Consider the following 24,225-nt stretch of genomic DNA (forward strand, 5'->3'; position numbering starts at 1 on the left):
AAAATTTGAATAGGGAACTACCGATGTGAAAGTGACAAACAAGATCCCCGACTTTTTTGAAAAGTCGGGGATCTGTGTCTTTAATCTTCTAAGCAGCCGTCATGAATGAAAAAACTTTCCTTCTGCTCTCTGCCATCTGCCTTCTCTACTTAACTTAATTGCGCTACCAGTTGATTTTCCAGTAGAGTTTCATTCGTCAATAAATCCTCGACTGTAATTCGCAAAAAGCGCTGATCGTCAACTAAAAACCGAATTTTAATCCGATCGCTTCCCGGAAACCCTGGTGGTATTAACTTAGCAATTGTTCTCGCCCCATCTTTATCATTCAAGGGTTTAACGGTGGTAACACCACTTTCAAGACGGCGAGTAATTAGGCGATCGCCATCAAAATAAACTTCCGTACTACCTGTATCTGCTCCCAATTCGCCCATAATTAATTCAATGCTGGGCTGATTTTCTAAAGAAGCACCCAAGACTAACTCCACTGGCTGAGTCATCGGGTAAGGCTGCCCCTCTCTAATAATTGGATGCCAACTGTGACGGTGATTGCGCCTATCCCAATAGCGGATGCCGTAACTGTGGTAGAGAAAATCTTTGATTTCTACACCTTGAACTATCTGTAAGGCACCTTGGGCGATCGCTTCAAACGGGCGCTCGCAACGAATTTTTTCTTGTTCAAAATATTGCTTAATCCATGTCTGCACTGCTGGTATTTGTACGGTGCCACCGACTAATAGCACAGCATTAATATCTGCTACTTCGATGCCTTGGCGTCGTGCTTGCTGCAACAGCTGAGTCATCGAGTCATCAAGTCGCTCAAAAAACGCGTGTTCTTTGAGGATGCTTTCTAGGGTATCGCGATTTAATTCCAGCTCGTAACTTTCAAACGTCTCATCATTGAAATAAACTTCACTGGCTTGAGTTTGGCTTGATAATTGAATTTTGACTTTTTCTGCCAGTCGCATTGTTAAGGGGCTTACCGTCAAACCTTGAGTTTGAGCAAAGTAATCAACTATCCAATTGTCGATATCAGAACCACCTAAATTTTGTCCGGCTTTTGCTAACACGCGGGCAGTTTTTACCTTTTGCTTGGAGGTTTCAGCTAGAGATTTATTACCAAATTTGAGTAAAAATCCGACTGGTTTACTAGCCACTTGAGTGCTGCGATCCAACCTGACTAGCGATAAATCTAGCGTGCCGCCGCCAAAGTCAACCACCAACAAAACTTCTCGATCTGCCATGCCGTAACCCAAAGCTGCCGCTGTGGGTTCATCCAGTATTCGCACCTGCTCTACAGGTAGTGCTTGGCAAACTTTGCCCAACCAGTAACGATAAGCTTCAAAACTATCTACAGGTACAGTTAGTACCAGAGATTCTACACCGCCTTGCATCGGTGCTAATTCTTCAATCACTCGGTTGAGAAACCATTGCCCGACTTGTTCAAAAGTAACTATTTGCCCATCTAATTCGGGTAAAAAACCTTGAATATCTGTGCCAATACCGCGTTTGAAAGTACGGAAAAATCGCGGATCGTTTTTTAAATCCAAACCGCGATCGCGTACTTGTTGCCCTACCAAAACTTTTGCTTTGGCGGCATCTTCTACATACAGCAAACTGGGAATTAGGGGCGGATTGAGACTTTGTTGAACTGATAAACCAGCTAAATTGAGAGTTTCTGGTTCTTGGGTAACAGGATTCCAACGAGCAATAACTGTGTTGCTTGTACCAAAATCGATTGCGATCGCCATATCTTAAATTTCGCGCTTTTGTTGCTAAAACGCAAACAGCTACTTTATCAAAGATTATTCTGCATCAGCCACCACGATCGCAAATGGTTAATAGCTTCTTCTTTATGCTTGGCTTCCACTTCGATCCAAGGTGCTTGGTGATAGACACTGGGCATGGCAGTAATTAAGTTACTGTGCTTTCTGTCATTAAAAGCTTGTTCGCCGTTGGAAATATGAACCATCTGCCACTGTGGATTAGCCCAAGTTTCTCGCGCCGCAGCAAACATTTCTGCCACACTCGGCTCGTCGTAACTATCCAAATTTTCGTGGCAAATATGGTGATGGGCATCAAATACCATTGGCACACCAGCACTTTTACAGACTGCTAAAATTTCACTGGAACTGTAGGCATATTCATCATTCTCCAGAGTCAAGCGACTTTTGATATTTTCTGGTAGTTCCGAAATTACCCGCACTAATTTTTCGGGGCGTTGAGCTTTGCCACCATGAATATTCATCAAAGACCAAACAGAACGAGGTAAACTCATTAAATCCATCGTGCGGGCGTGGCGCTCCAAAATCTTGATGCTTGTTGCTACCACTTCTTTTGAATCAGAACTCAATACTACATATTGATCTGGATGCAGCACCATTCTGATCGCTAATTTTTCTGCCCGTTGTCCAATCTTAGCTAAATCGGCACTCATTTCCTCTAATATACTTGCGCCGATTTCGTCCTCCATGTCACTCATTGGAAATAAACCTGAGGACATCCGGTAAAGTTGAATTTTGTGCTGTTGACAAAAAGTTAATGCCCCATCCAAACGCTGCAAATTATCCTGATAAAGTTCTCTGAGAGTATTGGCGCGTTGTTCTTCACTCAGTTGCAGATAACGCGTGCGCGTTATTGTCCGAAACCTCACCTCTTTAGAGAAGGTAATGCAGACTAGCCCCAAGTAAGGCGATGTGCCGTGAGGTTTGTGTTCTAAGTATGGAAGATGATCTAATTGAGTACTTAAAGTCATTTACTATATATTTATTAATGTCGGCATCTTTTTGATTTAACAAACTTCTGCTGGGAATAATTAGTATCTAAAGACAGAAGCTTTGTTTAAAGCAGAATTCAGAAGTCAGAAGTCAGAAGACAGAATGCAATATCTCGCAGGATATTTTTTCAGTTAAATGGGTTTTAGCTACCAGCCCAACATCATGATAGCGTTGGCGAATTTAGTGGGGAGTGGGCATTGCTCACCCTACAATTTGCGGTTATCAGTAATTCGTTAACGAACCTCGGCACTTCGTGAATGAGCCTGAGAACCTGATTGATAAGACATCAAGACTGATAAATCAATCCTAGAACCTCGTGAATGAGTCTTAGAACCTCGTTGATGAGTGTTTGAACCTCGTAAATGAGTATCACAACCTCGTGAATAAGTGTTGGAACCTCGTGAATGAGTCTTAAAACCTGATGAATGAGTGTTGGAACCTCGTGAATGAGTCTCTAAAACTTATGAATGAGTCTTAATTGTTCATGCAAAATAAAAGGGAACTCTTAACTCTTAATTTCTCATTACCATGCTCTGCATGGTTATGGAAACAGGAGGCTCTGCCTCATGAAGAGGAGGCGGAGCCTCAATCAATGCTTTCCCAGGCTCTAGCCTGGGAAAGAGACAAAACATTATCATCAGAGTAGATCAAAAATAAATTCTCAATACCTACGCATAAATATTTAGCCATTTTTCAACACGAGCGAAATCGCTGTTCCCTGTAACCTGTTCCCTGATCCCTGTAACCTGTACCCTGTTCCCTTGCCTTTATGACTGCTGTAACTCCCGTTGTCAAACCCGTTAGCCAGATGCAACTAGCTCCCGGTAGCGCAGTTACCATTCCCAATGTCAGCTGGCAGGAATTTGAGTCGATTTTGCAAGAGTTGGGAGAACATCGGAGCGCCAGAGTTGCCTACAGCCAGGGTACTTTAGAAATTATGGTTCCCCTACCCGAACATGAAATTCCCAAAGAATTAATTTCAGACTTTGTCAAAACCTTGCTCAAGGCTATGGGCAAGAGGTATGAACCTTTTGGTTCTACCACCTTCAAACGGGAAGGTACAGCCGGAGTTGAACCCGATGCTTGCTTTTATATTCAAAATTATCAACGAATGATTGGTCGTCGGCGTCTGCAAGCTGACGATCCACCACCAGATTTGGCTATTGAAACAGATGTAACTTCTAAAACCACTCTCGAAGCTTACAGAGCAATTGGCGTTCAAGAAGTATGGATTTATGAAAGTGGCAAGCTTAATATCTATCTACTGAGTGAAGGAATTTATTTAAAATCTGATATTAGTCCTAATTTTGCAAATATACAACTTACACAAATTATTCCTGCTTTGGTAGAACGTGCTTGGCAGGTAGGAAGTTTTCAGGCATTAGAAGAATTTGCAGAGGCGATCGCACAAACAATCAAGTAAAACTGAGTAAAATCTAATATAATTAAGATTTTTTAAATAAAAAATCTCGTCTGCTTTAGCTAACGACTCAATTTATGTCAGATTTTCCTCAAGGAATTAAGTTATTTAAAAATTCTGATTTGAGAGTAGTTAAAATCAAAAATTGCCACTACAATAAAAAGTTCTGGGCCAATTAGTTTTTCCACAACTGAATGAAGAAATGAACAAAAACTGCAACATCTCCTGTCGCAGCAACAATGCTATTGTTCGGACATTGCATACTGCTGTTGAAGGGAGGGCTAGGTATAAAATTAATGGGTTGCAAAGTTCGGAAGGACTTAAAAAATACCTAGAGTTGAGGTTGTCGGAACACAAAGGCATAACGCAAGTTTGCGCCAATCCAATCACAGGCAATGTTCTGGTATATTTTCAGCCAGGACAGAGTTATTTGACGCTGGCTTCGTTAATTGAAAGCCTAGTTTTAGAATATACAAAATACAGCCAGAACTCTATAGTCACACGAGCAGCAAAAAAAGAAAAAAGACCGCAAAAAAAATCTAAAGAATCAAGCAAATCTCTCACTCGGAAAGAGAAAATAACTACGAGTACTGAAGCCCAAACGCAGCAAATAGCAACTTGGCATCTGAAAGAATCGGAAACGGTTATTACTGAGTTAGAGACTTGTAAGGTATCAGGTTTATCTAGCGATTTAGCCCAAAAAAATCTGAAAAAATACGGTTCAAATACTTTACCGGAAGCAATACCTCGTTCCGGACTAAGTATGTTTGTCGATCAATTTAAGTCTTTACCTGTAGGACTTTTAGCTGTAGCAGCTGGAATTTCAGTAGCTACCGGAGGCTTGGTTGATGCTGTAGTGATTATGGGAGTTGTGGTAATCAATGCTGCTATTGGTTATGCCACAGAAAGTAATTCCGAGAAGATCATTCGCTCGTTGAAGAATCTGGTTAACCCAACGGCATTTGTGATCAGAGATGGCAGCATCCAAGAAATCAGCGCCCCAGAAATTGCAATTGGAGATATTTTGATTCTCAAGCCTGGCAGTTATGTACCAGCAGACGCCAGACTAATTGAGGCACATCGCCTGAGTGTAGATGAGTCGGCACTCACGGGTGAGAGTATGCCCGTAACCAAAAGTACTGCTGCCCTTAGTGGCGATAACGTGCCTTTAGGCGATCGCAAAAATATGGTTTACATGGGGACATTAGTCACCGGTGGACAAGGAATTGCGGCAGTAGTAGCAACAGGCAAATACACGGAGATGGGCAAAATCCAAATGATGGTGGGTGAAGCCACAATGCCCGAAACTCCGATGGAAAAACAGCTAGATCAAGCCGGCAGCCAGTTGGTAGTAATTTCAGGGGCAATTTGCGCTTTTGTCTTCGGGATCGGATTGCTGCGCGGCAACGGTGTACTGCAAATGCTCAAGTCAACTATATCTTTAGCAGTAGCAGCAGTTCCTGAAGGCTTGCCTACAGTTGCCACCACAACTCTTGCTCTCGGCATTGCCAACATGAGGAAGCATAATGTCCTCATCCGCCGTTTGGATGCAGTAGAAACTCTTGGTTCCGTCCAAACTATTTGTATGGATAAAACCGGAACCATCACTGCCAATCGCATGAGGGTTGTAGAAGTTTGCACAGACAGCAAATGCATCGAGGTTTCTCATGACAAGTTGCTGTTTGAAGAAGAGACAATTAATCCATATGAACACGAACAGCTCTTAAAACTGATTCATGTCTTAGTGCTGTGCAACGAAAGTGAAGTAGATAAAGAACAAGAAAGCGATGAGTATGTTGTCAGAGGTTCTGCAACCGAAAACGCACTCATTGATTTAGCTATCACTTCTGGAGTGAATGTCACCAGTCTCAGGGCAAATTACCCGCGACTGAAAATCGCTCACCGCTCCCAAGAGCGCAACTACATGACAACACTGCACCTTACCCCTGACGAGCAAAAAAACCTCATTGCCGTCAAAGGTAGTCCGTCAGAAGTCTTAAGTCTGTGCAGCGCTCAGATGAAGAACGGGCAGAAAGTTCCACTCACAGATGCAGACAGACTCGCCATCGAAAACCAAAACGAAGATATGGCAGGTAAGGCACTGCGGGTGTTGGGAGTTGCTTACCAACTAGATGAATCGGAAGATATCCATTCTCGTGAAGATTTAATTTGGTTGGGAATAGTCGGCATGATCGATCCGATCAGAAATGGTGTGCAAGACTTAATGGGAGGTTTCCATCAAGCTGGCATCAATACGGTAATGATCACCGGCGATCAAAGCCCAACTGCCTATGCGATCGGCAAGCAATTGAATTTGAGCAAAGGCGAACAACTGCAAATCCTTGATTCCACCCACCTCAACAACATTGAGCCAGAGGTGATGAAGGGATTGTGCGATCGCGTTCATGTCTTTGCTAGGATTAGTCCTGCCAACAAATTGCAAATCGTCCAAGCCCTACAAAGTAGCGGTAAAGTTGTGGCAATGACAGGCGATGGCATTAATGATGCTCCTGCCTTAAAAGCGGCTGATGTCGGTATTGCGATGGGGCATACCGGCACAGATGTCGCGCGTGAAGTTGCCGACGTCGTACTGGAAGATGACAACCTTGAAACCATGATTATTGCCGTCAGCCACGGGCGGACAATCTATAACAACATCAGAAAATCTGTTCACTTCCTGCTGTCTACCAACACTAGCGAAATCATGGTGATGTTAGCAGCAACAACAGCTGGCATCGGGCATCCTCTCTCAGCCATACAGCTGCTGTGGCTGAACTTAATTACAGACATCTTCCCAGCGCTGGCTTTAGCAATGGAAGCACCGGAACCAGATGTACTGCTGATGGCACCCCGCGATCCGAATGAACCGATTATCAAAAGTTCTGACTTTAAGAGAATTATCATCGAGTCAGGAGCATTGTCTGTAAGTGCTTTAGCAGCCTATTGGTACGGCATTAGACGTTACGGTATTGGGGCGCAGGCAAGCACCATTGGCTTCATGAGTTTGACAATGGCACAACTGCTGCATACTCTCAGCTGTCGTTCGCAGACACACAGCATATTCAGCAAGGAGAAATTGCCGCCTAACAAATACTTGAATATTGCCCTTGGTGGCTCCTTTATCCTTCAGATCCTAGCTGCAACTATGCCAGGACTCAAAGGCTTACTGCAAATTGCACCAATCAATCTCGTTGATGCTGCGGTAATTGGTAGTAGTGCCATACTTCCATTCTTGGTGAATGAAGGTAGAAAAGAAGTAGCTACCAGGTATTTGCAGGGAGACAACAACCTTACTCCTTTACTTCCTGGTGGTAACGACGATTCTGTTACGATTTCACCTTTGGAGATAGAACAGCAGGAAGTGGAACAACAAATTGCTGTTGCAATCTCTGTTTAATTCTTAAACAACACCAGAACCCCGGCTTCTTGAAGAAGCCGGGGTTTTTAGTTTCCCATAAATCAAATAAAATTGTTATATAAAAGTCTGTTTAAAAAAATTCAAATCTTTCGCGTCAAAAATAATATTTAATTTAAAAAATACGCATATTACCCTTAATTTTGTAACAGGTTTATCCCCAAACTCCCGTTGTGAGAGATGATTTATCAAGTCAACCTTGATCTGCGGTGCGTTACGGCTGTCATTCTCTTAAACTCTCAAATCCTTGCATAGCCGTAACACACCCTACTAGACTACTAGACTTTATCCCCCAACTCTCTTTATTAAAGAGACCAAAAATACCTCTGCCTTTATTCTATCAAATAGATTTGCTATATTTTAGCTTTCACAGGGATAATCTACTTTTGATTGCAGCAACAATAAAGTAACCAGCTAATAAGCTTACTTCGCTGAGATTTTGATACTAACAAAATTAGTGTTCTTTCACATTCAAACCCAACAAATTAAATATGAAAAATGATTTCATGTTTAGCTCTGAGTCTGTCACCGAAGGGCATCCTGATAAACTTTGTGACCAAATTAGTGATGCAATTGTAGATAAATTTCTCCAGAAAGATCCTTATTCCAGAGTAATCGCTGAATGTGCTGTAGCTACAGCGATTGTTTTCATTGCTGCTAGGTTTGAATCTGATGCAGTTGTAGATTTTACCAAAACAGCCAGACAGGTAATTAAGCAGGTTGGTTATGATGAACCTGATTTTAATGCTAAAACCTGTAGTATTGTCACTAGCGTTAAAGAATTGCTATCTCATGATTATCGTTATTGGGATGCTAAAAGATTATCAGACGATGAGATGGAGTTAATTCCTGTTAAAGATCAGGTGACAGTCTTTGGTTTTGCTTGCAATCAAACTCCTGCTTTAATACCACTGCCAATTTGGTTGGCACATCAGTTAGCAAGGCGATTAACTGCTGTGCGCCAAGAGAAAATCTTGCCATACATTAGACCAGATGGCAAAACTCAAGTTGGGATTGAATATCGCGATCGCAAACCTTATAGAATCCACAGTATCTCAATTTTGGCCAGTCACAATCAGCAGCCAGAATCATATTTAGGTAATATAAATACACTCCAAGAAGAGATTAAAGAGACTATTATCGACTATGTCTTAAAAGATAATGAATGTAAGCCCGATGAAAAGACTAGAATTTTAATTGATTTTGATGAGCCATTTTCTATTGGTGGCCCTTCAGTACATTCAGGGTTAACTGGCAGGAAGAATGCTATAGATACTTATGGGGGGTATTCCCGTCATAGTGGCGCAGCTTTGAGCGGTAAAGATCCGACACGGATAGATAGGGTTGGTGCTTATGCAGCGCGATATGCAGCTAAAAATGTTGTAGCTGCTGGTTTGGCAGAAGAGTGCGAAGTGCAACTGACCTATTCGATCGGAGTTGCCAGACCTGTTAGCATTCAAGTAGAAACCTTTGGCACAGGCAAAATTTCTGACGAAGAAATCAAAACACTCCTAGAAAAACATTTTGATTTTCGTCTTGCAGGAATTATCAAGAAGTTCAATTTGAGACTGCTCCCCACAATTGTCAAAGGTGGGTTTTACAAAAAACTGGCTGTTTACGGGCACGTTGGTAGACTCGATTTAGAAATTGTACCTTGGGAAGAAATGGATATGGTTCCCGCTTTGTTGGAGTGAATAAGGTTTAATTTTCCCGAAAACGTATGACTGCATCTGGACGGTGTCGCATTTGCTCATTTCTCCTCTGAAACTCGACTAAATATGGTCTACTAAAGCGCTCTAATTCTTGCGTTTCTTTTACTATCCGCTCAATATCTGCATTAAGCTTTTTTCTGTTTTGCTCTAATTTCTGCCTATTTGTTACTGATAGGCGATCGCTTGGCTGCGTTTGTCGTGCTAAAGCAGTAGCAGGTGTAAAAAATAGAACCATTACTAATAATACAGTTGTTAATTCCATACGCTTCCACCTCCTAAACGATGGCTGCCTTGAATTTAGTGTATATTTTTGGATTCTTTTTGAGTATTATTTAGCTCTTGTTTTGTAGAATTTAATACTTCTTTTGTTAAATGTAATTCCTGAGTCACCCTTGCAAGAGTTGAGTTTAAGCGTTCAATTTCATCCTTTAGGTATATGTATTGGGTAACATCAATAAAAGTGAGGTTTGCACCTAGCAGCTTACCCTCTGGATCTAATATTGGTGTAATGTGGATGTCTAAATAAGTTGTGCCATTATCATTTACCCACTTTATATTTTTCAGGCTGAACGGATGGCGATCGCGATTTAGCTGCCTCATCAAAGCCCATGAATTTACAATTTGCCCTATCTCTAGATCTCGCACTAGCGCGCCTATATTACTGTTTGTCAAACCAAACAGAGCGTAGGCTTGTTCGTTAGCAACAATCAAGCAACCACCGTAACTCACTGCCAGCTGGGCAAATGGACTTGTCTTGAAGGCTGCTTGCCAGATGTGGATCTTGGTAGTTAGAGGGTCAACAACTTTGCGGTTGTGAGTCTGAGGTAGAATCAGCAAGTGCTCATCCAAACCGAGTTTTTCCCCTTTAGTATAAATACGATGCTTCAGACTAACAGGGATAAAAATTTGTCTGTCGTTGAGCAAGCTTTCTGAGTTACCCAAAAACAGAAAGCCCTTATCAGTCAATGCAAAATGAAAGCGAACCAAAATACTTGCTTGGGTTTCGCGTTTGAAGTAGATTAGGACATTACGGCACACGAGCAGGTCAATTTTAGACATGGGCGCATCAACAGCCAAGTTATGGCGACCAAAGATGATTGAGCGGCGCAGTTGGGGGCAAAAAACGTAGCCCTGCTCGGTTTGCTCAAAGTACTTAGAAAGTAGCTGAGTTGGAATGTCTGCTACCTCGTTCTCGTTATAAATACCTTGTTGTGCTTGCTTGAGTGCAACTTCATCTATATCCGTGGCAAACAATTGCACTCGCTGCAAATATTGCTCGATGCCTAAGATTTCAACCAGCAACATCACAAGTGTATAAACTTCCTGTCCAGAAGCACAGCCAGCGCTCCAAACTCGGATTCGTTCATATGGCTGCTTGCTTGTAATAATTTGGGGAATGATTGTGTTAGCTAAATAATCCCAAGCATTGCGATCGCGAAAAAAGCCAGAGAAGTTAATCAAAATGGTGTCAAGCAGGGGAGCGCACTCTTGGGGATGAGCCTGTAGGTATTGCAAGTAGCTCGTATAGTTCTCTATTCCTAACTGCTGCATCCGGCGTTGTAACCTACGCATCAAAGAATCAGGTTTGTAACCTGTTAGATCGTAACCACAGTTTTGCTTGAGGTAATGCAACAAAGCATCAAACTCTGGGTTGACCTCTGATGTGCTCATGGTAAAGTCTGGGGTAATTATTAAATACGCTCAATGTGGAATTAGAAGTAGAGACGCGAAATTCACTTCTGGAAAGCCTGGGCTGTACGCATCTCTACAGCACACCAAATCCTTGACATATCATTAGTTTTCATAATGCACACCAGATGTTAAATGATTATTTAAGCGTTAGCTTTTTTACAAAAATTTCTTGCGGGATGTTTAAGGATAAACTGCTTGTTATGATATTTTTCTTGAGATTAAATTATATTTATTGTTATTAAGTCTCTCTTACAGACTAACACCAACGAGCGGTAGCTTGACAGTAAAGGTTGCACCTCGCCCAACTCCAGGACTTTCGGCATAGATCTTGCCACCGTGGAGTTCTACCAGATGATGAGCGATCGCGAGTCCCAGTCCTAATCCGTTTTTTGAATGTGAGCTTTCAGACTGACGAAAAATATCAAAAACATGGGGTAGAAACTCGGCACTGATACCTTTGCCATTGTCTTTTACCACGATCTGGGCTTGATTTTCAGTTATGTCCAGACGAACTTTAATTCTTCCTCCTTGAGGAGTAAATTTAATGGCATTAGTAAGTAAATTCAAGACAATTTGCTGCAAACGCTCCGGATCGCCTTCGACTGTTATTGATAAAGGGTCAACTATATACTCTAGGCAAATATCTTTTGTTTCCAGGGATTGACGCACTGTGGCGATCGCAGTATCTATTATAGATTTTAGATCCACAGACTGGTAATTAAGACTGATTTTGCCCGCAGCGATCCGCGAGATATCCAGTAAATCTTGGACAAGTTTGGCTTGCAGGGTGGCATTGCGCTCAATCGTCTCTAAGGCTTTCGCGAGCATGGCTGGATTGGGAGGACTGCTGCGGAGTAATCGCGCCCAACCAAGAATGGCGACCAAGGGAGTATTTAGTTCGTGAGAAACTGTTGATAGTACCTCATCTTTCCTGCGGCTAATTGTTCTTTCCTGGCGGAGGGCTTCAGAGCGTAAGTGTGCCATTTGCAGATGAACATTGACACGGGTGACAAGTTCGGTGGCAGAGAAGGGTTTAATCAGATAATCGTCAGCCCCAGCTTGGAGTCCTTCAATTACGGATTCTTCTCCGGCACGGGCAGACAGCAGAATAATCGGTACTTCTTTTGTGCGTGCATCAGCCCGCAATGCTTTGATTAACTCAAAACCGTCCATCTGTGGCATCATCACATCAGAAAGAACCAGATCCGGCACTCGCTCAGTAGCTGCCGCCAGCGCTGCTGCTCCATCCGCAACGGCTTGAACTTCAACGTGTTCGCTTAATATCCGTTTGAGGTAATCGCGCATATCGGCATTGTCATCGACAATAAGGACATGGGCAGAAAAAGGTGACAGGTGACAGGTGACAGGTGACAGGCAAGACTCCTCCCTGTTCCCTGTTCCCCCAACCCTGTTCTCTTCTTCCGGCAACCAGCGCTCTGCCTCATGAACATAAGATGCTGTACCTAATGCAGTTGATGTCAGCGTGTGTGTTGCTTCGATACGCTCGCTTGGCAGGTGTGCTGTGCCTAATGGAATTGTGACGGTGAAGCAGCTTCCCACTCCTACGGTACTGCTTACATCTACAGTTCCACCATGCATTTTGATCAACTCATGCACTAAAGCTAGACCAATTCCAGATCCTTCATGAGTTCTGGCTGTAGGTTTGCGGACTTGGTAAAATCGCTCAAACACATGGGGCAGTTCTTCTGGCTCAATCCCGGTGCCTGTATCTTCTATCTGTAAAGTTACATAACGGTCATCAGCAAGATGCAGCCTGACGGCGATTTCACCTTCTAGGGTAAACTTAAAGGCGTTGGAGAGCAAATTCAGGACGATTTTCTCCCACATTTCTCGGTCTACATAGACTGGCTCGCCGATAGGTGGGCAATCGACAATTAACTGTAGCCCAGCCCGTTCAATGGCGGAACGAAACACACTGGCTAACTCAGTTGTGTACAGTGCCAAGTCGGTTGGTTCATAAACTGCTGACCTGCGTCCGGCTTCGATGCGGGAGAAGTCAAGCAGGGTATTAACCAGTTTCAGTAAACGCAAACTGTTGCGGTGGGCGAGTTCTAGCCGTTCTTGTTGTGCTTGAGGTAAGGGATTAGCAGAATCGCTCAGGGCATCTTGCAACGGAGCCAATGATAGCGTCAGCGGTGTGCGAAACTCATGGCTGACGTTGCTAAAGAAAAGGGTTTTGGCGCGATCGAGTTCTGCCAGAGATTCGGCGCGTTGGCGTTCTTGTTCGCGCTCAGATTGTTCTCGCACTCGCTGAAGTTCCGATTCGCGCATGGCTACTTCGGCTTTTGCGCGTTCGACCGCCGCCCAAGTGCGTTCGGCGGTTTCCTGCATAAGGGCGACCTCTGTCATCGTCCACTGGCGCGGTGTTCTGGAATGGGCGACGAGGGTGGCTACCCAGTGATTCCCTTTGACGAGCGGCACGGCGATGGTGGCAACCACGTCAATTCTGGTATAGGCTGCTTTTTCCGATTCGGTAAATTCGTCCGTGGTTACATCCGTCAGAACGACGGTTTCCCCATTTCTCAATTGCACAGCAGCGTCGCCAACATCCGTAACGTAAACGCTGCCGAGCAATTTCGGCACGCCCTCACGCACGTAGTTGTCGTGGATCGCGGTGGTGACATTGTCCGGCATCATCGTGGTGTAAAACACGCGGTCAGCCGCTAGATGCTCACCGATGACGTGCATCGCTGCTCGTTGAATTTCAATTGGGTCAGCCAGCGATCGCAACACATCCGACAACTTGACTCGAAAGGCATCCATGTCAGCCGCGCGGCGCAATTGTTCTTCCGTGCGTTTGCGATCGCTGATGTCGTTGAACACCACGGCAACTTGACGGCTCCCTTCACCGCCAATCCATGAGGCATAGGCGGTAAACCAACGGTCAACGGAGGCTGTGTAGTATTCGGTACGCCTGCCTCTGCCGGAAATCAAGACATCACTGTAGAAGTCAAGCCACTCTTGTTCAAAATTGGGGGCGATTTCCAACAGCGTCTTGCCGACTGCATCGGTTAAGCCAGTTTGTTGCTCCCAGGCTGGATTCGTTTCCACAATCCGAAAGTCACAGGGATGACCTGATTCGTCAGGAATCATTTCCAGCAGGTTAAAGCCTTCGTCAATCGATGTGAATAGCGATCGATATTTTGCTTCTGATTCGCGCAATGCTTCTTCGGCGCGGGCACGTTCGAGGGGTGTCCAAATCCGCTCCGCCGTCTCGCGGATTAAATCCATTTCCAGGTCTGTCCAGGGGTGCGGGTGAACATCGTGAATGGCGAGTATGGCGACCAGCTTCCCTCCCCTGATCAACGGCACGCCAGCCCCTGCCCCGATCTGGTAGGTGCGATAGGCATCGCGTTCTTCGGCACTGATCCGCGGATCAACAGTTAGGTCGTCGCTCCTGTAGGGGCGTCCGGCGGCAAAATCCTCGTTAACAAAGGTGCCGAAAGCGTCTATCCGGTACTTCAAATCCAGCAGCGGCAAGCCGTTTGCATAGCCCACCCCGTCGGCACTATAGTATTCGCCGCTGCTGTCGCACTCGTGATACTGGGCGCGGCTCACGCCGAGATGCTCGCCAAGTAAGCGCATAGCAGCCGCTTTGATGTCATTCGGCTGCACGAATCGTTGCAGAATATCGTTGAGCTTCAGCAGAAACGCCTGCCGCTCCTGGTTCTCCCGCTCCGCCTCCTCAGCGAGGTGCAGCTTGGTCACCCTGGTGACCTGGTGAATGATGGCGGTGACCTGACCGGAGGCGTTGAGCAACGGCGCGTTGATCGCCAGCCACCAATGCGGCTCTAACCCGCCGTCAGGAGTCACAATGTCATATCGCGTGCGAGCCATCGCGTCCGGTCGTCGTGAGGTCAGGACGCGATCCAGGGAGAGTGCGAGTGCCTCCGAACCAAGGGTGCCTGGGCGGTTCGGGTCGTCGGTGAAGACATCAAAAAGCCTGCGTCCGATGAGTCCTTCCGGCGTGGTCAGGGTGGCGGCGAAATAGGCTTCGTTCGCGGCGGTGATGGTAAAATCCGGTGGGTTCGGTTCCAGCACCATGAACGGAACTGGCGATGCCGCAAACAGCGCGGCGTATTTTTCCTCGCTCTCGCGCAACGCTGCTTCGGCACGGGCGCGTTCGATGCGCGGGAAAACGCGGCTCGCAATTTCCTGCAAAAGCTCGATTTCGTCCGATCGCCAATCACGCGGTTCTCTGCTCGTTACGGTGATGTTTGCCACCCAGCGTCCGTGCTGCTGAAATGGAACAGTGACGAAGCTGCCGATTTTCAGCCGGGCGTAAGCCTCCGCGTTCGCGCGTTCGTCGCGTGCGGTGTTGCGGACGATGACCGTTTCGCCAGCGCGACCGGCGCGGGCGAATTCTTCGCCAAAATAATCCGCCAGCCGGAAGGTTTGCTTGAGACTCGAAACGTCTGCTGTGTTCCAGCCGTGATGTATAGTGGCTTCGTTTTTGGCTTCGTCAACGTCTGCAAAAATGCAGCCCGAAATTTGCAGGAATTCGCCGAGGCGCGTATCGACCGTTTGGATAATCTCGTCCGGCGCGGACAGCACAGATAAATCCTTGCCGATTTCGTTGAGAAAAGCGATGTTCGCTTCGCGGCGTTTGCGATCGGTAATATCCTCAAAAAGATTGGCAACCACCCTGCTTTCAGAGCCTCCCACCCGTGAGGTATGGGTTCGATACCATTGCTGAATACCTGCATGATAATTTTCATAACGGATGGGTTTGCCTGTTTTTACTACGCGGTCATAAGTTTCCAGCCAGTAGTCCTCGGAAGGAACAAACTCGCTGGTGAGCCTGCCTGCCACATTCTTTAAACCGGTTATTTTTTCAAATGCTGGGTTCGCCTCTAGCCAACGCATGTCAACAGGTTTGCCGCTATCGTCGTAGATCAACTCCAACACAGAAAGACCTTCCTCCATCGTCTCGAACAGCGATCGATATTTGGCTTCCGATTCACGCAACGCGACTTCGGCTTCAATGGCATCCGTATTGTCGATCGTCACGCCCACATGACCGAGATAAACGCCATTGGCATTAAAGAGCGGTTGGGCATAATTGTCGTGCCATCGCCACACCCCGTCATGCCGCCGAATGCGGTTGCGGTTGTGCCACAATCGCTGCTCGCGGACTGCTGCCAGATAATCAGCAATGTAAGATTCAGCATCGTCCGGATGAACTAAATTATGCCAACCCTCTCCGCGAATCTGCTCTGCACTCTTGCCCGTGAAATCTAGGAAATATTGATTGATGAAACGATTATTGCCCTGCGCGTCGTTATACCAAATCAGGGCAGGTGCCGTGTTCGCCAGCGTGCGAAACCGTTCCTCAGACTCACGCAATGCTTCTTCACTACGTTTGCGTTCCGTAATATCATAAGAGACCGCAAGCACAGCATATATTTCCCCATTTTCAGCCCGAAGCGGCGTTCCCCGTGAGATGTAAGTGCGATCGTGGGCATGGTGTTCATGCTCAAACGCCTCACCTGCAAGGGCTGCACGGTACATCGGCTCATAATTCGCGGCTAATTCGGGCGGCAGCACCTCGAAAATCGTATGCCCAACGAAATCTTCCGGTTTGAATCCGGCGATCGCTAATGCTTCTCCTTCCGCCAGCAAATAGCGGAGATTGCGATCGACTACAAACGCCGCCCCACCCGGAAGATTCGAGATCAGGGCGTGCGATCGCTCCTCCGCCTGTCTGCGTTCCACTATTTCTGCCTCTAAAGCCGCATTAGCCGCCAGCAATTCTCCTTTTTGGCGCTGCTTCAACAGCAAGACCGTGGCTGTAAAGTCTGCCAAACTCGTCATGATCCGCACGTCTTCAGAGTCAAAATGCCGTTGCTCATCATGAGACATAATCCAGATGGTGCCAAGGGCATGGTTATCCGCAATCAACGGCAACACCAACCCTTCTACAATCGGCGTGTTTGCTGCCTGTAAATCAGTAAAATACCGTTCGGGATGGGAATAAAGCTGAGGAGAACCGCGATCAAGACAGACTCCACAGGGGCTAAATTTACGGGGATTAGTGCCACCTACGTATCGTGCTAACGCTCCTGCTAATACATTCCAGCGAAAAACTTCTTCACCTGTTGGGGTTGTTTCTATTAAACTAACCCCTGCGGTTCCTGCATTGCACAAATCGAGTGCTATGTCAACTAAAGTTTGAAGCATTGTTTGGGGCTGATTTACCAACTGCCGCGCCAATGCGTGCAATGCCTGATTTTCTTTTAGTAAGTTTGCCGAACGAGGATTTCGCCGGGATAACTCCTCGGTGATGACAATATCTTTTAGTGTCACTGTATCTCTTTGAGGTCGTTGCATAGCGCTTATGGCTTCGGCTATATGGCAATAATTTTATTCGTCGGCAATTGAAACGATTTTAATTTCTGTAACACGATGCATGGGTTTTGTAGTTTTTTCAGTGGTCACAAATTCCTCTGCATCAACAGAGAGCGCAGCCGCGATGTGAAGCCCGTCCATTGCAGCTAGACCATAGGTGCAGGAAATGCGATTTCCGGTTTGGACAATTTGCTCTAGTTTGGTTGCCCAGAGGGTAATGCTGCTAAAAAAACACTCATAGAACTCTGCTTCTGCCTGTTGTTGGTTATAGATTGCTTTTGGTAGGGTTTCTAGCTGGATGAAGGCGCTGGAAGCAAATTCGCGATCGCGAGCGTTGAGGATGTGAAGTGCAGCTAGTGACCGGATTGTATTGGCACGAGCCGCCGCAATCAGTACACCAGAATCGATAAAAGTTCGAGTCATCTAATCTACTTCGCGCCAGCCGCCGCGACGCTCTCTTAGTTCCTGTTCAAGTTCTTCATCACTCAACAGGGGAGCGCCTGATGCAACGATACGTTGACGAATTTCCCATAGCTTTTTGCCAAGGGGAGTTTGTGGAACAAATTCCGGCTGGGGTTTTAACGATTGTGCGAATTGAATCACTTGATCTTGCGCTTCAGGGGAGAGTTCGCGCCAATATTCTAGTAACTGTTCTTCTTTACTCATAATAAGCTTATTCGAGTGAGCGCAAACTTAAAATCGAAATTCGACATTAGTTCTCACACCTATATCTCTAATTTAAAGCGTAGCTTGATAATCAATACTATTAAGCCAAACTTTTGCTGCTCCTCCTTTAATGTAACTTTAAAATCATTTAACAAAATGCCTGTTTGCTTTCTCGTTTTGTCTAAATGCTTTCTCAAAATGCCATTTTGCTTTCTCATTTTGGTGTTTTCCGCAGGCAAAAAGGCATATTGCTTACTCAAAATGCTTAAATGAGTTCTCATTTCGGTAAATCACGCACTCCTAAAGGTATTTTCCGCAAGCAAAAAGGCATATTGCTTACTCAAAATGCTTAAATGAGTTCTCATTTCGGTAAAACGCGCACTCCTAAAGGTATTTTCCGCAATGAAAAAGCCTAAATGCTTTCTTAATCTGCTTGAATGCTTTTTGATTCGGGAAATTTAAGGACTCTCTACTGATATCATCAACGGTAATTTGACGGTAAACTTTGCGCCTCGTCCAATTCCATCACTTGCTGCCTCAATTGTACCTCCGTGCAGTTGGACGAGTTGACGAGCGATCGCCAGCCCAATACCCAGCCCTCCTGGAGAATGACGGCTGGGTACCTCTGCTTGAGTGAAGCGATCAAAGACATAAGGGAGAAAATCAGGGCTAATGCCAACACCCGTATCACTCACGGTGATGTGAACTTCAGAGTCAAAGCGTTCCAGTCGAACGTTGACCCGTCCCCCTTCGGATGTAAACTTAATGGCATTTTCCAGCAGGTTGGCAATAATTTGTCGAATGCGATCGCCGTCTGCTATAACATCACCGAGTGCAACATTGGATATCGTCTCGGTCAGGTGAATGCCCTTTGCCTGGGCTGCTTTTTGGAATGCGAGCATCACATTCTGTACCAACGAAACCAAATCAACGAGTTGAGATTTTAATTGAAACTTTCCAGAGAGAATGCTAGAAACATCCAGCAAATCTTTCACTAGTTTTGCCTCAATCATGGCATTGCGCTCAATCGTTGCCAAAGCACGAGCCGTTGTGGTTTGGTCAAAGGATTTGGTTTGCAACAACCGTGCCCAACCGAGAATCGTCGCTAGTGGGGCTTGCAGTTCATGGGTGACGGTCATGAGAAACTCATCCTTAAAGCGGTTCGCAGATCGCTCAAAGCGCAGCCGTGCCAATTGGAGATGAGTTTCAACCCGTGCCATCAGTTCACGCGCCGAGAAGGGTTTGATTAAGTAATCATCTGCTCCCGTTGCCAAACCTTCGACCGTTGCCTCTTCTGTTGCTCGTGCCGACAGCAGAATAATCGGAATACTTTTTGTTTGAGGGTCAGCCCGTAGTGCTTGCAGCAATTGCAACCCATCCATCTCTGGCATCATGACATCGGTTAGCACTAAATCAGGAGGATTTTGCTGGATCAAACTGAGGGCGATCGCACCATTAGCAGCTGTCTCCACCTGCCATCGTTGGTTCAATAGCCGCTTCAGGTAACCACGCATATCCGCGTTGTCTTCCACCAGGAGAATGCGAGCAGAAGAAGGTGACAGGTGACAGGTGACAGGTGACAGGTTAAGATTCCTCCCTATTCCCCCAACCCTTTTCCCTTCTTGCGGTAGCCACCCCAACGCTTCCTCCACATAGGCAGTTGCATCTGTTGCCATTGAGGGTAGGGGCGGGTTTTGCAAGCCATCTTCTGATTGCCTTGAAGCATCTTTACTAAATCCGCCCGTACGAGATGAGCCAATCTGTTGAGGGGGGAGATGAGCAAACCCGGCTGGGATGGACACCTTAAAGCAACTGCCTTCTCCTTCAACGCTGCTAACTTGAATCGTGCCGCCATGCAGTTTGACCAATTCCTGCACCAGAGACAAGCCAATCCCCGATCCTTCAAAGCTCCGACCTTTAGCTTCTTTCACCTGATAGAACCGTTCAAACAAGTGAGGCAGTTCTGTGGCGGAAATACCAATGCCTGTGTCTTTTATGGTTAACTCAACTTGATTGTCAGCCAGCCTCAAGCGGACTGCGATCTTGCCTGCAAAGGTAAACTTAAACGCATTTGAGAGCAAATTGAGGACAATTTTCTCCCACATAGAGCGATCAACATAAACGGGCTGCGGTAGGGGTGGGCAATCCATCACCAGTTGCAAACCTGCCTGCTTGATGGCTGACTCGAATGAACTCGCTAGTTCTGTCGTTAAGGTTGCCAGATCGGTCGGTTCATACACTGCCTGAATGTGACCTGCTTCGATGCGGGAAACGTCAAGCAGAGTATTAACGAGCTTCAGCAGCCGAATTGCGTTGCGATGTGCCAGTTGCAGTTGCGATCGTTGGGCAGAACTCAGAGGGTGGGCAAGATCGCTCAAGGTCTCTTGAATCGAACTCAGCAACAGGGTCAGGGGGGTACGAAACTCATGACTCACATTACTGAAAAATATCTGCATTGCTTCTTGGGCGCGTTTGCGATCATCTTCGGTGCGCTTCCGTTCCGTGATGTCGGTGAACAGCACCGCGACGCGGCGGCTTCCCGAATCGCCTAGCCGGAAGATATTGAGGTCGAAGACCCGGTTTAGGTTGTCCTCCGTCATCTCAATGCGTAACGCTTCGCCCGTCTGAGCCACCTGACCATACATCTTCGCCCACTGCGGGTTTGGCGTGCCGAGGATCTGGGTCGCCGTTCGGCCGACCGGGTACTCCATCCCGGTGTGCTTCATGAAAGCGGGGTTCACCTCTAGGAAGAGGAAGTCGCTCCAAGATCCCTCCTTGTCGCGGATGACCTCGACGACCGCGTAAGCCTCGTCCATTGAGTTGAACAGCGCGCGGTACTTCTCCTCCGAGACGCGCAGGGTTTCTTCGGCGCGGGCGCGTTCGATGCGGATGTAAATTCGCTCGGCGAGTTCCCGAATCAGTTCGACTTCATCTTCGCGCCACTCGCCCGCTTCGGAGCGTGCGATGGTTAACAAAAATTTCCAACGCCCGTCTTTGAGGAAAGGCGCGTCAACAATTGAACCGAAGCCAAGCTCGTCCCACATTTCAAACGTCGGGTTGAGCATCGGATTAGTCCGCGTATCGTTGATGGCCGAGAGCTTACCCGCCGCGTAATGTCGCCTGCCTTCTTCGTTCAGGAAAGCCGAGATGCGGTGTGTGCCGAATAAGTTGGGCATTGAGTCGTCGCGCCGCCAGGCATAGATGCACTCGATGCGGTTGGCTTCCTCGTCAACGACGGAAAAATTGCAGCGCGAGGGATTGAGAAAATCGGCCAGCCGTTTGCCGACCCGCTCCATAATCTCCTCGATGCTCAACAGGGGTGTAAAATCCGCGCTCATCTCGGCTAAAAAGGCGAGGTTCGCTTCCGTGTGTTTGCGATCGGTGATGTCCCGGAAAAGAACTGCGACACGGCGCAGCGTTTCGTCGCCGAGACGCAAAATTTCAATGTCGAACCAACGGTCAAACGCGGGCGAGTGCTGCTCAAGTCGCTCCGATTCGCCTATGGCAACGATTCGTGCCAAAAGGTCGTTCCAGGATTGTTCGACTTCCAGGAGCAACTCGCTTGCCAATCTACCCCGCGCATCGGTTAAGCCAGTGTGTTTTTCCAACGCCGGATTCGCTTCAAGGATTTGATGGTCAACAGGCTGTCCGTCTTCGTCATACAACACTTCGATGCTGCAAAAGGCTTCGTCCATCGAATTTAACAGCGTGTGGTATTTTTCTTCAGATTCGCGCCAAGCAATCTCCGCCCGCTTGCGCTCAATGATCTCAGCCTCCAATCTGGAATTTGCTGCCAGCAATTGGTGGGTTTGTCGCCCCTCTAGCAGCAGTGCGGCGGCTGTAAAGTCTGCCAGACTGGACATCACCCGCACATCTTCACAGTCAAAGTGCCGCTGCTCATCGTGGGATAGAATCCAAATCGTGCCGAGGGCATGGTTATCTGCAATCAACGGTAGTATTAATGCTTCAACGATGGGAATGTTTGCTGCCTGTAAATCAGTAAAATACCGTTCAGGATAGGAATAAAGCACAGGAGTACCGCGTTCAAGGCAAACTCCACAGGGACTAAAGTCACGCTTTGTAGTGCCGCCTACGTACTGTTCTAATGCTCCTGCCAACACATGAGCGCAAAAGACTTCTTCACCAGTTGGTGTCATTTCTAGTAAACTGACCCCTGCACTTTGGGCACAGCATAAGTCGAGCGCCATGCCAACGATGCTCTGGAGCATCGTTTGGGGCTGATTTACCAACTGCCGAGCCAATGCGTGCAATGCCTGATTTTCTTTTAGTAAGTTTTCAGCACGAGGATTTCGACGGGACAACTCTTCGGTGATGAGAATATCCTCTAGCGTGACTGTATCTGTTTGAGGTAGTTGCATAGCGCTTATAACTTCGGCTATTTGGCAATAATTTTATTGCTAAAAAAACTCATAAAACTCTGCTTCTGGCTGTTGTTGGTTGTAAATTGTTTTTGGTAGGGGTTTTTAGCTGGATGAAGGCACTGGAAGCAAATTCGCGATCGCGATCATTGAGGATGTGCCCACCTTTTACTACTTTCTCTTTAATGTAACTTTAAAATCATTTAGCAAAATGCCTGTTTGCTTTTTCATTTTGTTTAAATGCTTTCTCAAAATGCCTGTTTGCTTTCTCGTTTTGTTTAAATGCTTTCTCAAAATGCCATTTTGCTTTCTCATTTTGGTGTTTTCCGCAGGCAAATTGTCTTATTGCTTACTCAAAATGCTTAAATGAGTTCTCATTTTGGTAAATCGCGCACTAATTTTGGTGTTTTCCGCAAATCAAAAGCCTAAATGCTTTCTCAATCTGCTTGAATGCTTTTTGATTCGGAAAATTTACGGACTCTCTACTGATATGATCAACGGTAATTTGACGGTAAACTTTGCGCCTCGTCCAATTCCGGCACTTGTTGCCTCAATAGTACCACCGTGTAGTTGGACGAGTTAACGAGCGATCGCGGCTTTCTTGCTTTCGGTACAACTATCCATCTTTCCTGGGAAAATCTACTAAAGTTCTCATAACAGTTATCAGTAAACAGTTATCAGTTATCAATACATCTGACAACTATATAACTGTTCTCTCTTGCCTCCTGCCTCCTGTCTTATCCTCGTCCAGCCAGCTGTGCCACCATTGCTACTAACTCTGTTGGTTCAGCAAGTTTGTGTAAATGCGATTGAAAACCTGCTTTTATTGCTTTTGCTCTGTCTTCTGCAAGATAAGCAGTCAAGGCAGCAGTGGGAATTTGCCATCCTTTCTCTGCTTCTAGTGCTTTAACTTTGCGAATTAAAGCATAGCCATCCTCATCGGGCATCCTGATATCACTGATGATGACATCGGGGCGCGATCGCTCCAAAACTTCGAGTGCCTCGGCAACAGAGTTGACTGCTGTTACTAAAATTCCATGTTGCTCCAACACTGTAGTAATAAATTCGCGGGCGTCGGCTTCATCATCTACAAACAGTACCTGCAAGCCATCGAGCGAACGAGGAGTTTCTACAGCTGCTGCCTCTGGCAGCAGCTGACTCGCTATTGCCTGGAGTTGTAAATTTGCCTGCTTGTACTTAGTAACATCGCGTATGCTAATCTGTAGCGAAATTATTGGCCCAGCAGTATTGCGGATCGGTGCTACCATCAGCGCTGCATCAAAAGGTTGACCGCCACGCGGACAAATAACCATTTCCCACTCTTGTACAGAGTCTAATTGGGACAACTGATTTAGTTTGGTACGAAAGAGCGATCGCTCTGCTTCAGCGACAAAATTGGCTAATGGTTTGCCAATCAGGAAGTTGGGCAAGACGTTAAATAATGCGCCAGCAGTGCGGTTAGCTTTCAGAATCATTCCTTGGGCATTTATGAGCAAATAGGCATCAGGTGCAAAATTAAACAGCTCGTAATAATACTGACGTTCTATTGCCAAATACTCATTTTGCTGGAGCAGTTCGTCCTGAATATCTTCCAGTGCTTCTAAGCTTGTCTGCATTTCTTCTTGCTGTAATTGGAGGTTCCCTAAAGAGGCGACGATCTCCTCCATTGCTTCAGCTACTTGTTGCTGCTGTGTTGGTGTTAGGTCAATATATTTTTGCAGCGCCTCTATCTGCTGACGGATAATTTTGATATGCCGAGTAAATTCTTCTTCGCTCACAACTAGGTTGAAAATAGGGG

13 protein-coding genes are annotated in these 24,225 nt (G+C 46.3%); 3 read left to right on the plus strand and 10 right to left on the minus strand.

From position 1 onward, the window contains the following. Positions 1-149 precede the first annotated feature (149 nt). Together UYC_RS0113115 and uvsE are read right to left on the minus strand one after the other, a co-directional pair. Positions 150-1,748 (minus strand): Hsp70 family protein, encoded by a 1,599-nt coding sequence (locus UYC_RS0113115; RefSeq protein WP_016876289.1) that lies wholly within the window; start codon positions 1,746-1,748, stop codon positions 150-152. Between the two features lie 47 nt (positions 1,749-1,795). Next, on the minus strand, positions 1,796-2,752 hold the full coding sequence (gene uvsE / locus UYC_RS0113120) for a UV DNA damage repair endonuclease UvsE (RefSeq protein WP_016876290.1): 957 nt from the start codon (positions 2,750-2,752) through the stop codon (positions 1,796-1,798). Positions 2,753-3,543: 791 nt separating this feature from the next. On the opposite strand from uvsE, the gene UYC_RS0113130 reads away from it, so the two are divergent. The 3 genes from UYC_RS0113130 to metK all read left to right on the plus strand — a co-directional run bounded on the left by UYC_RS0113130 (position 3,544) and on the right by metK (position 9,303). Further along, entirely contained in the window at positions 3,544-4,197 is a 654-nt protein-coding gene (locus UYC_RS0113130; protein ID WP_016876292.1) for a Uma2 family endonuclease, read from the plus strand. Positions 4,198-4,396: 199 nt separating this feature from the next. Further along, entirely contained in the window at positions 4,397-7,591 is a 3,195-nt protein-coding gene (locus UYC_RS0113140) for a cation-translocating P-type ATPase (RefSeq protein ID WP_016876293.1), read from the plus strand. 509 nt (positions 7,592-8,100) lie between these two features. After that, on the plus strand, positions 8,101-9,303 hold the full coding sequence (gene metK, locus UYC_RS0113145) for a methionine adenosyltransferase (RefSeq protein WP_016879532.1): 1,203 nt from the start codon (positions 8,101-8,103) through the stop codon (positions 9,301-9,303). A 7-nt stretch (positions 9,304-9,310) separates the two neighbouring features. Here the strand turns inward: metK and UYC_RS0113150 are convergent, their stop codons facing one another. From UYC_RS0113150 to UYC_RS0113190, 8 genes are all read right to left on the minus strand, one after another. Further along, the gene (locus UYC_RS0113150) at positions 9,311-9,583 is read right to left on the minus strand and encodes a hypothetical protein (protein ID WP_016876295.1); all 273 of its coding nucleotides are present in this window, start codon (positions 9,581-9,583) and stop codon (positions 9,311-9,313) included. 35 nt (positions 9,584-9,618) lie between these two features. Beyond that, a complete protein-coding gene (locus UYC_RS0113155) occupies positions 9,619-10,992 on the minus strand; it encodes a CheR family methyltransferase (protein ID WP_016876296.1) in 1,374 nt (457 codons plus the stop codon). Positions 10,993-11,262: 270 nt separating this feature from the next. Continuing rightward, the gene (locus UYC_RS0113160) at positions 11,263-17,364 is read right to left on the minus strand and encodes an ATP-binding protein (RefSeq protein WP_016876297.1); all 6,102 of its coding nucleotides are present in this window, start codon (positions 17,362-17,364) and stop codon (positions 11,263-11,265) included. 33 nt (positions 17,365-17,397) lie between these two features. Beyond that, complete coding sequence (locus UYC_RS0113165) at positions 17,398-17,805, minus strand: type II toxin-antitoxin system VapC family toxin (protein WP_016876298.1); 408 nt, start codon at positions 17,803-17,805, stop codon at positions 17,398-17,400. Then, complete coding sequence (locus UYC_RS0113170; protein ID WP_016876299.1) at positions 17,806-18,048, minus strand: hypothetical protein; 243 nt, start codon at positions 18,046-18,048, stop codon at positions 17,806-17,808. A gap of 59 nt (positions 18,049-18,107) precedes the next feature. Next, on the minus strand, positions 18,108-18,329 hold the full coding sequence (locus tag UYC_RS0113175) for a hypothetical protein (protein WP_016876300.1): 222 nt from the start codon (positions 18,327-18,329) through the stop codon (positions 18,108-18,110). 177 nt (positions 18,330-18,506) lie between these two features. Beyond that, complete coding sequence (locus UYC_RS0113180; RefSeq protein WP_016876301.1) at positions 18,507-22,427, minus strand: ATP-binding protein; 3,921 nt, start codon at positions 22,425-22,427, stop codon at positions 18,507-18,509. A 737-nt stretch (positions 22,428-23,164) separates the two neighbouring features. Continuing rightward, positions 23,165-24,094, minus strand: coding sequence for a response regulator (locus tag UYC_RS0113190; RefSeq protein WP_081588152.1), 930 nt, complete (start codon positions 24,092-24,094; stop codon positions 23,165-23,167). Positions 24,095-24,225 lie beyond the last annotated feature (131 nt).

The organism is Chlorogloeopsis fritschii PCC 6912, from assembly GCF_000317285.1.
Taxonomy (GTDB): domain Bacteria; phylum Cyanobacteriota; class Cyanobacteriia; order Cyanobacteriales; family Nostocaceae; genus Chlorogloeopsis; species Chlorogloeopsis fritschii.

Bases quoted from the DNA above. Each gene is read 5' to 3' on its own strand.
- UYC_RS0113115 (WP_016876289.1), bottom strand. From the start codon at position 1,748: ATGGCGATCGCAATCGATTTTGGTACAAGCAACACAGTTATTGCTCGT.
- uvsE (WP_016876290.1), bottom strand. From the start codon at position 2,752: ATGACTTTAAGTACTCAATTAGATCATCTTCCATACTTAGAACACAAA.
- UYC_RS0113130 (WP_016876292.1), top strand. From the start codon at position 3,544: ATGACTGCTGTAACTCCCGTTGTCAAACCCGTTAGCCAGATGCAACTA.
- UYC_RS0113140 (WP_016876293.1), top strand. From the start codon at position 4,397: ATGAACAAAAACTGCAACATCTCCTGTCGCAGCAACAATGCTATTGTT.
- metK (WP_016879532.1), top strand. From the start codon at position 8,101: ATGAAAAATGATTTCATGTTTAGCTCTGAGTCTGTCACCGAAGGGCAT.
- UYC_RS0113150 (WP_016876295.1), bottom strand. From the start codon at position 9,583: ATGGAATTAACAACTGTATTATTAGTAATGGTTCTATTTTTTACACCT.
- UYC_RS0113155 (WP_016876296.1), bottom strand. From the start codon at position 10,992: ATGAGCACATCAGAGGTCAACCCAGAGTTTGATGCTTTGTTGCATTAC.
- UYC_RS0113160 (WP_016876297.1), bottom strand. From the start codon at position 17,364: ATGCAACGACCTCAAAGAGATACAGTGACACTAAAAGATATTGTCATC.
- UYC_RS0113165 (WP_016876298.1), bottom strand. From the start codon at position 17,805: ATGACTCGAACTTTTATCGATTCTGGTGTACTGATTGCGGCGGCTCGT.
- UYC_RS0113170 (WP_016876299.1), bottom strand. From the start codon at position 18,048: ATGAGTAAAGAAGAACAGTTACTAGAATATTGGCGCGAACTCTCCCCT.
- UYC_RS0113175 (WP_016876300.1), bottom strand. From the start codon at position 18,329: ATGAGAACTCATTTAAGCATTTTGAGTAAGCAATATGCCTTTTTGCCT.
- UYC_RS0113180 (WP_016876301.1), bottom strand. From the start codon at position 22,427: ATGCAACTACCTCAAACAGATACAGTCACGCTAGAGGATATTCTCATC.
- UYC_RS0113190 (WP_081588152.1), bottom strand. From the start codon at position 24,094: ATGGAGGAGATCGTCGCCTCTTTAGGGAACCTCCAATTACAGCAAGAA.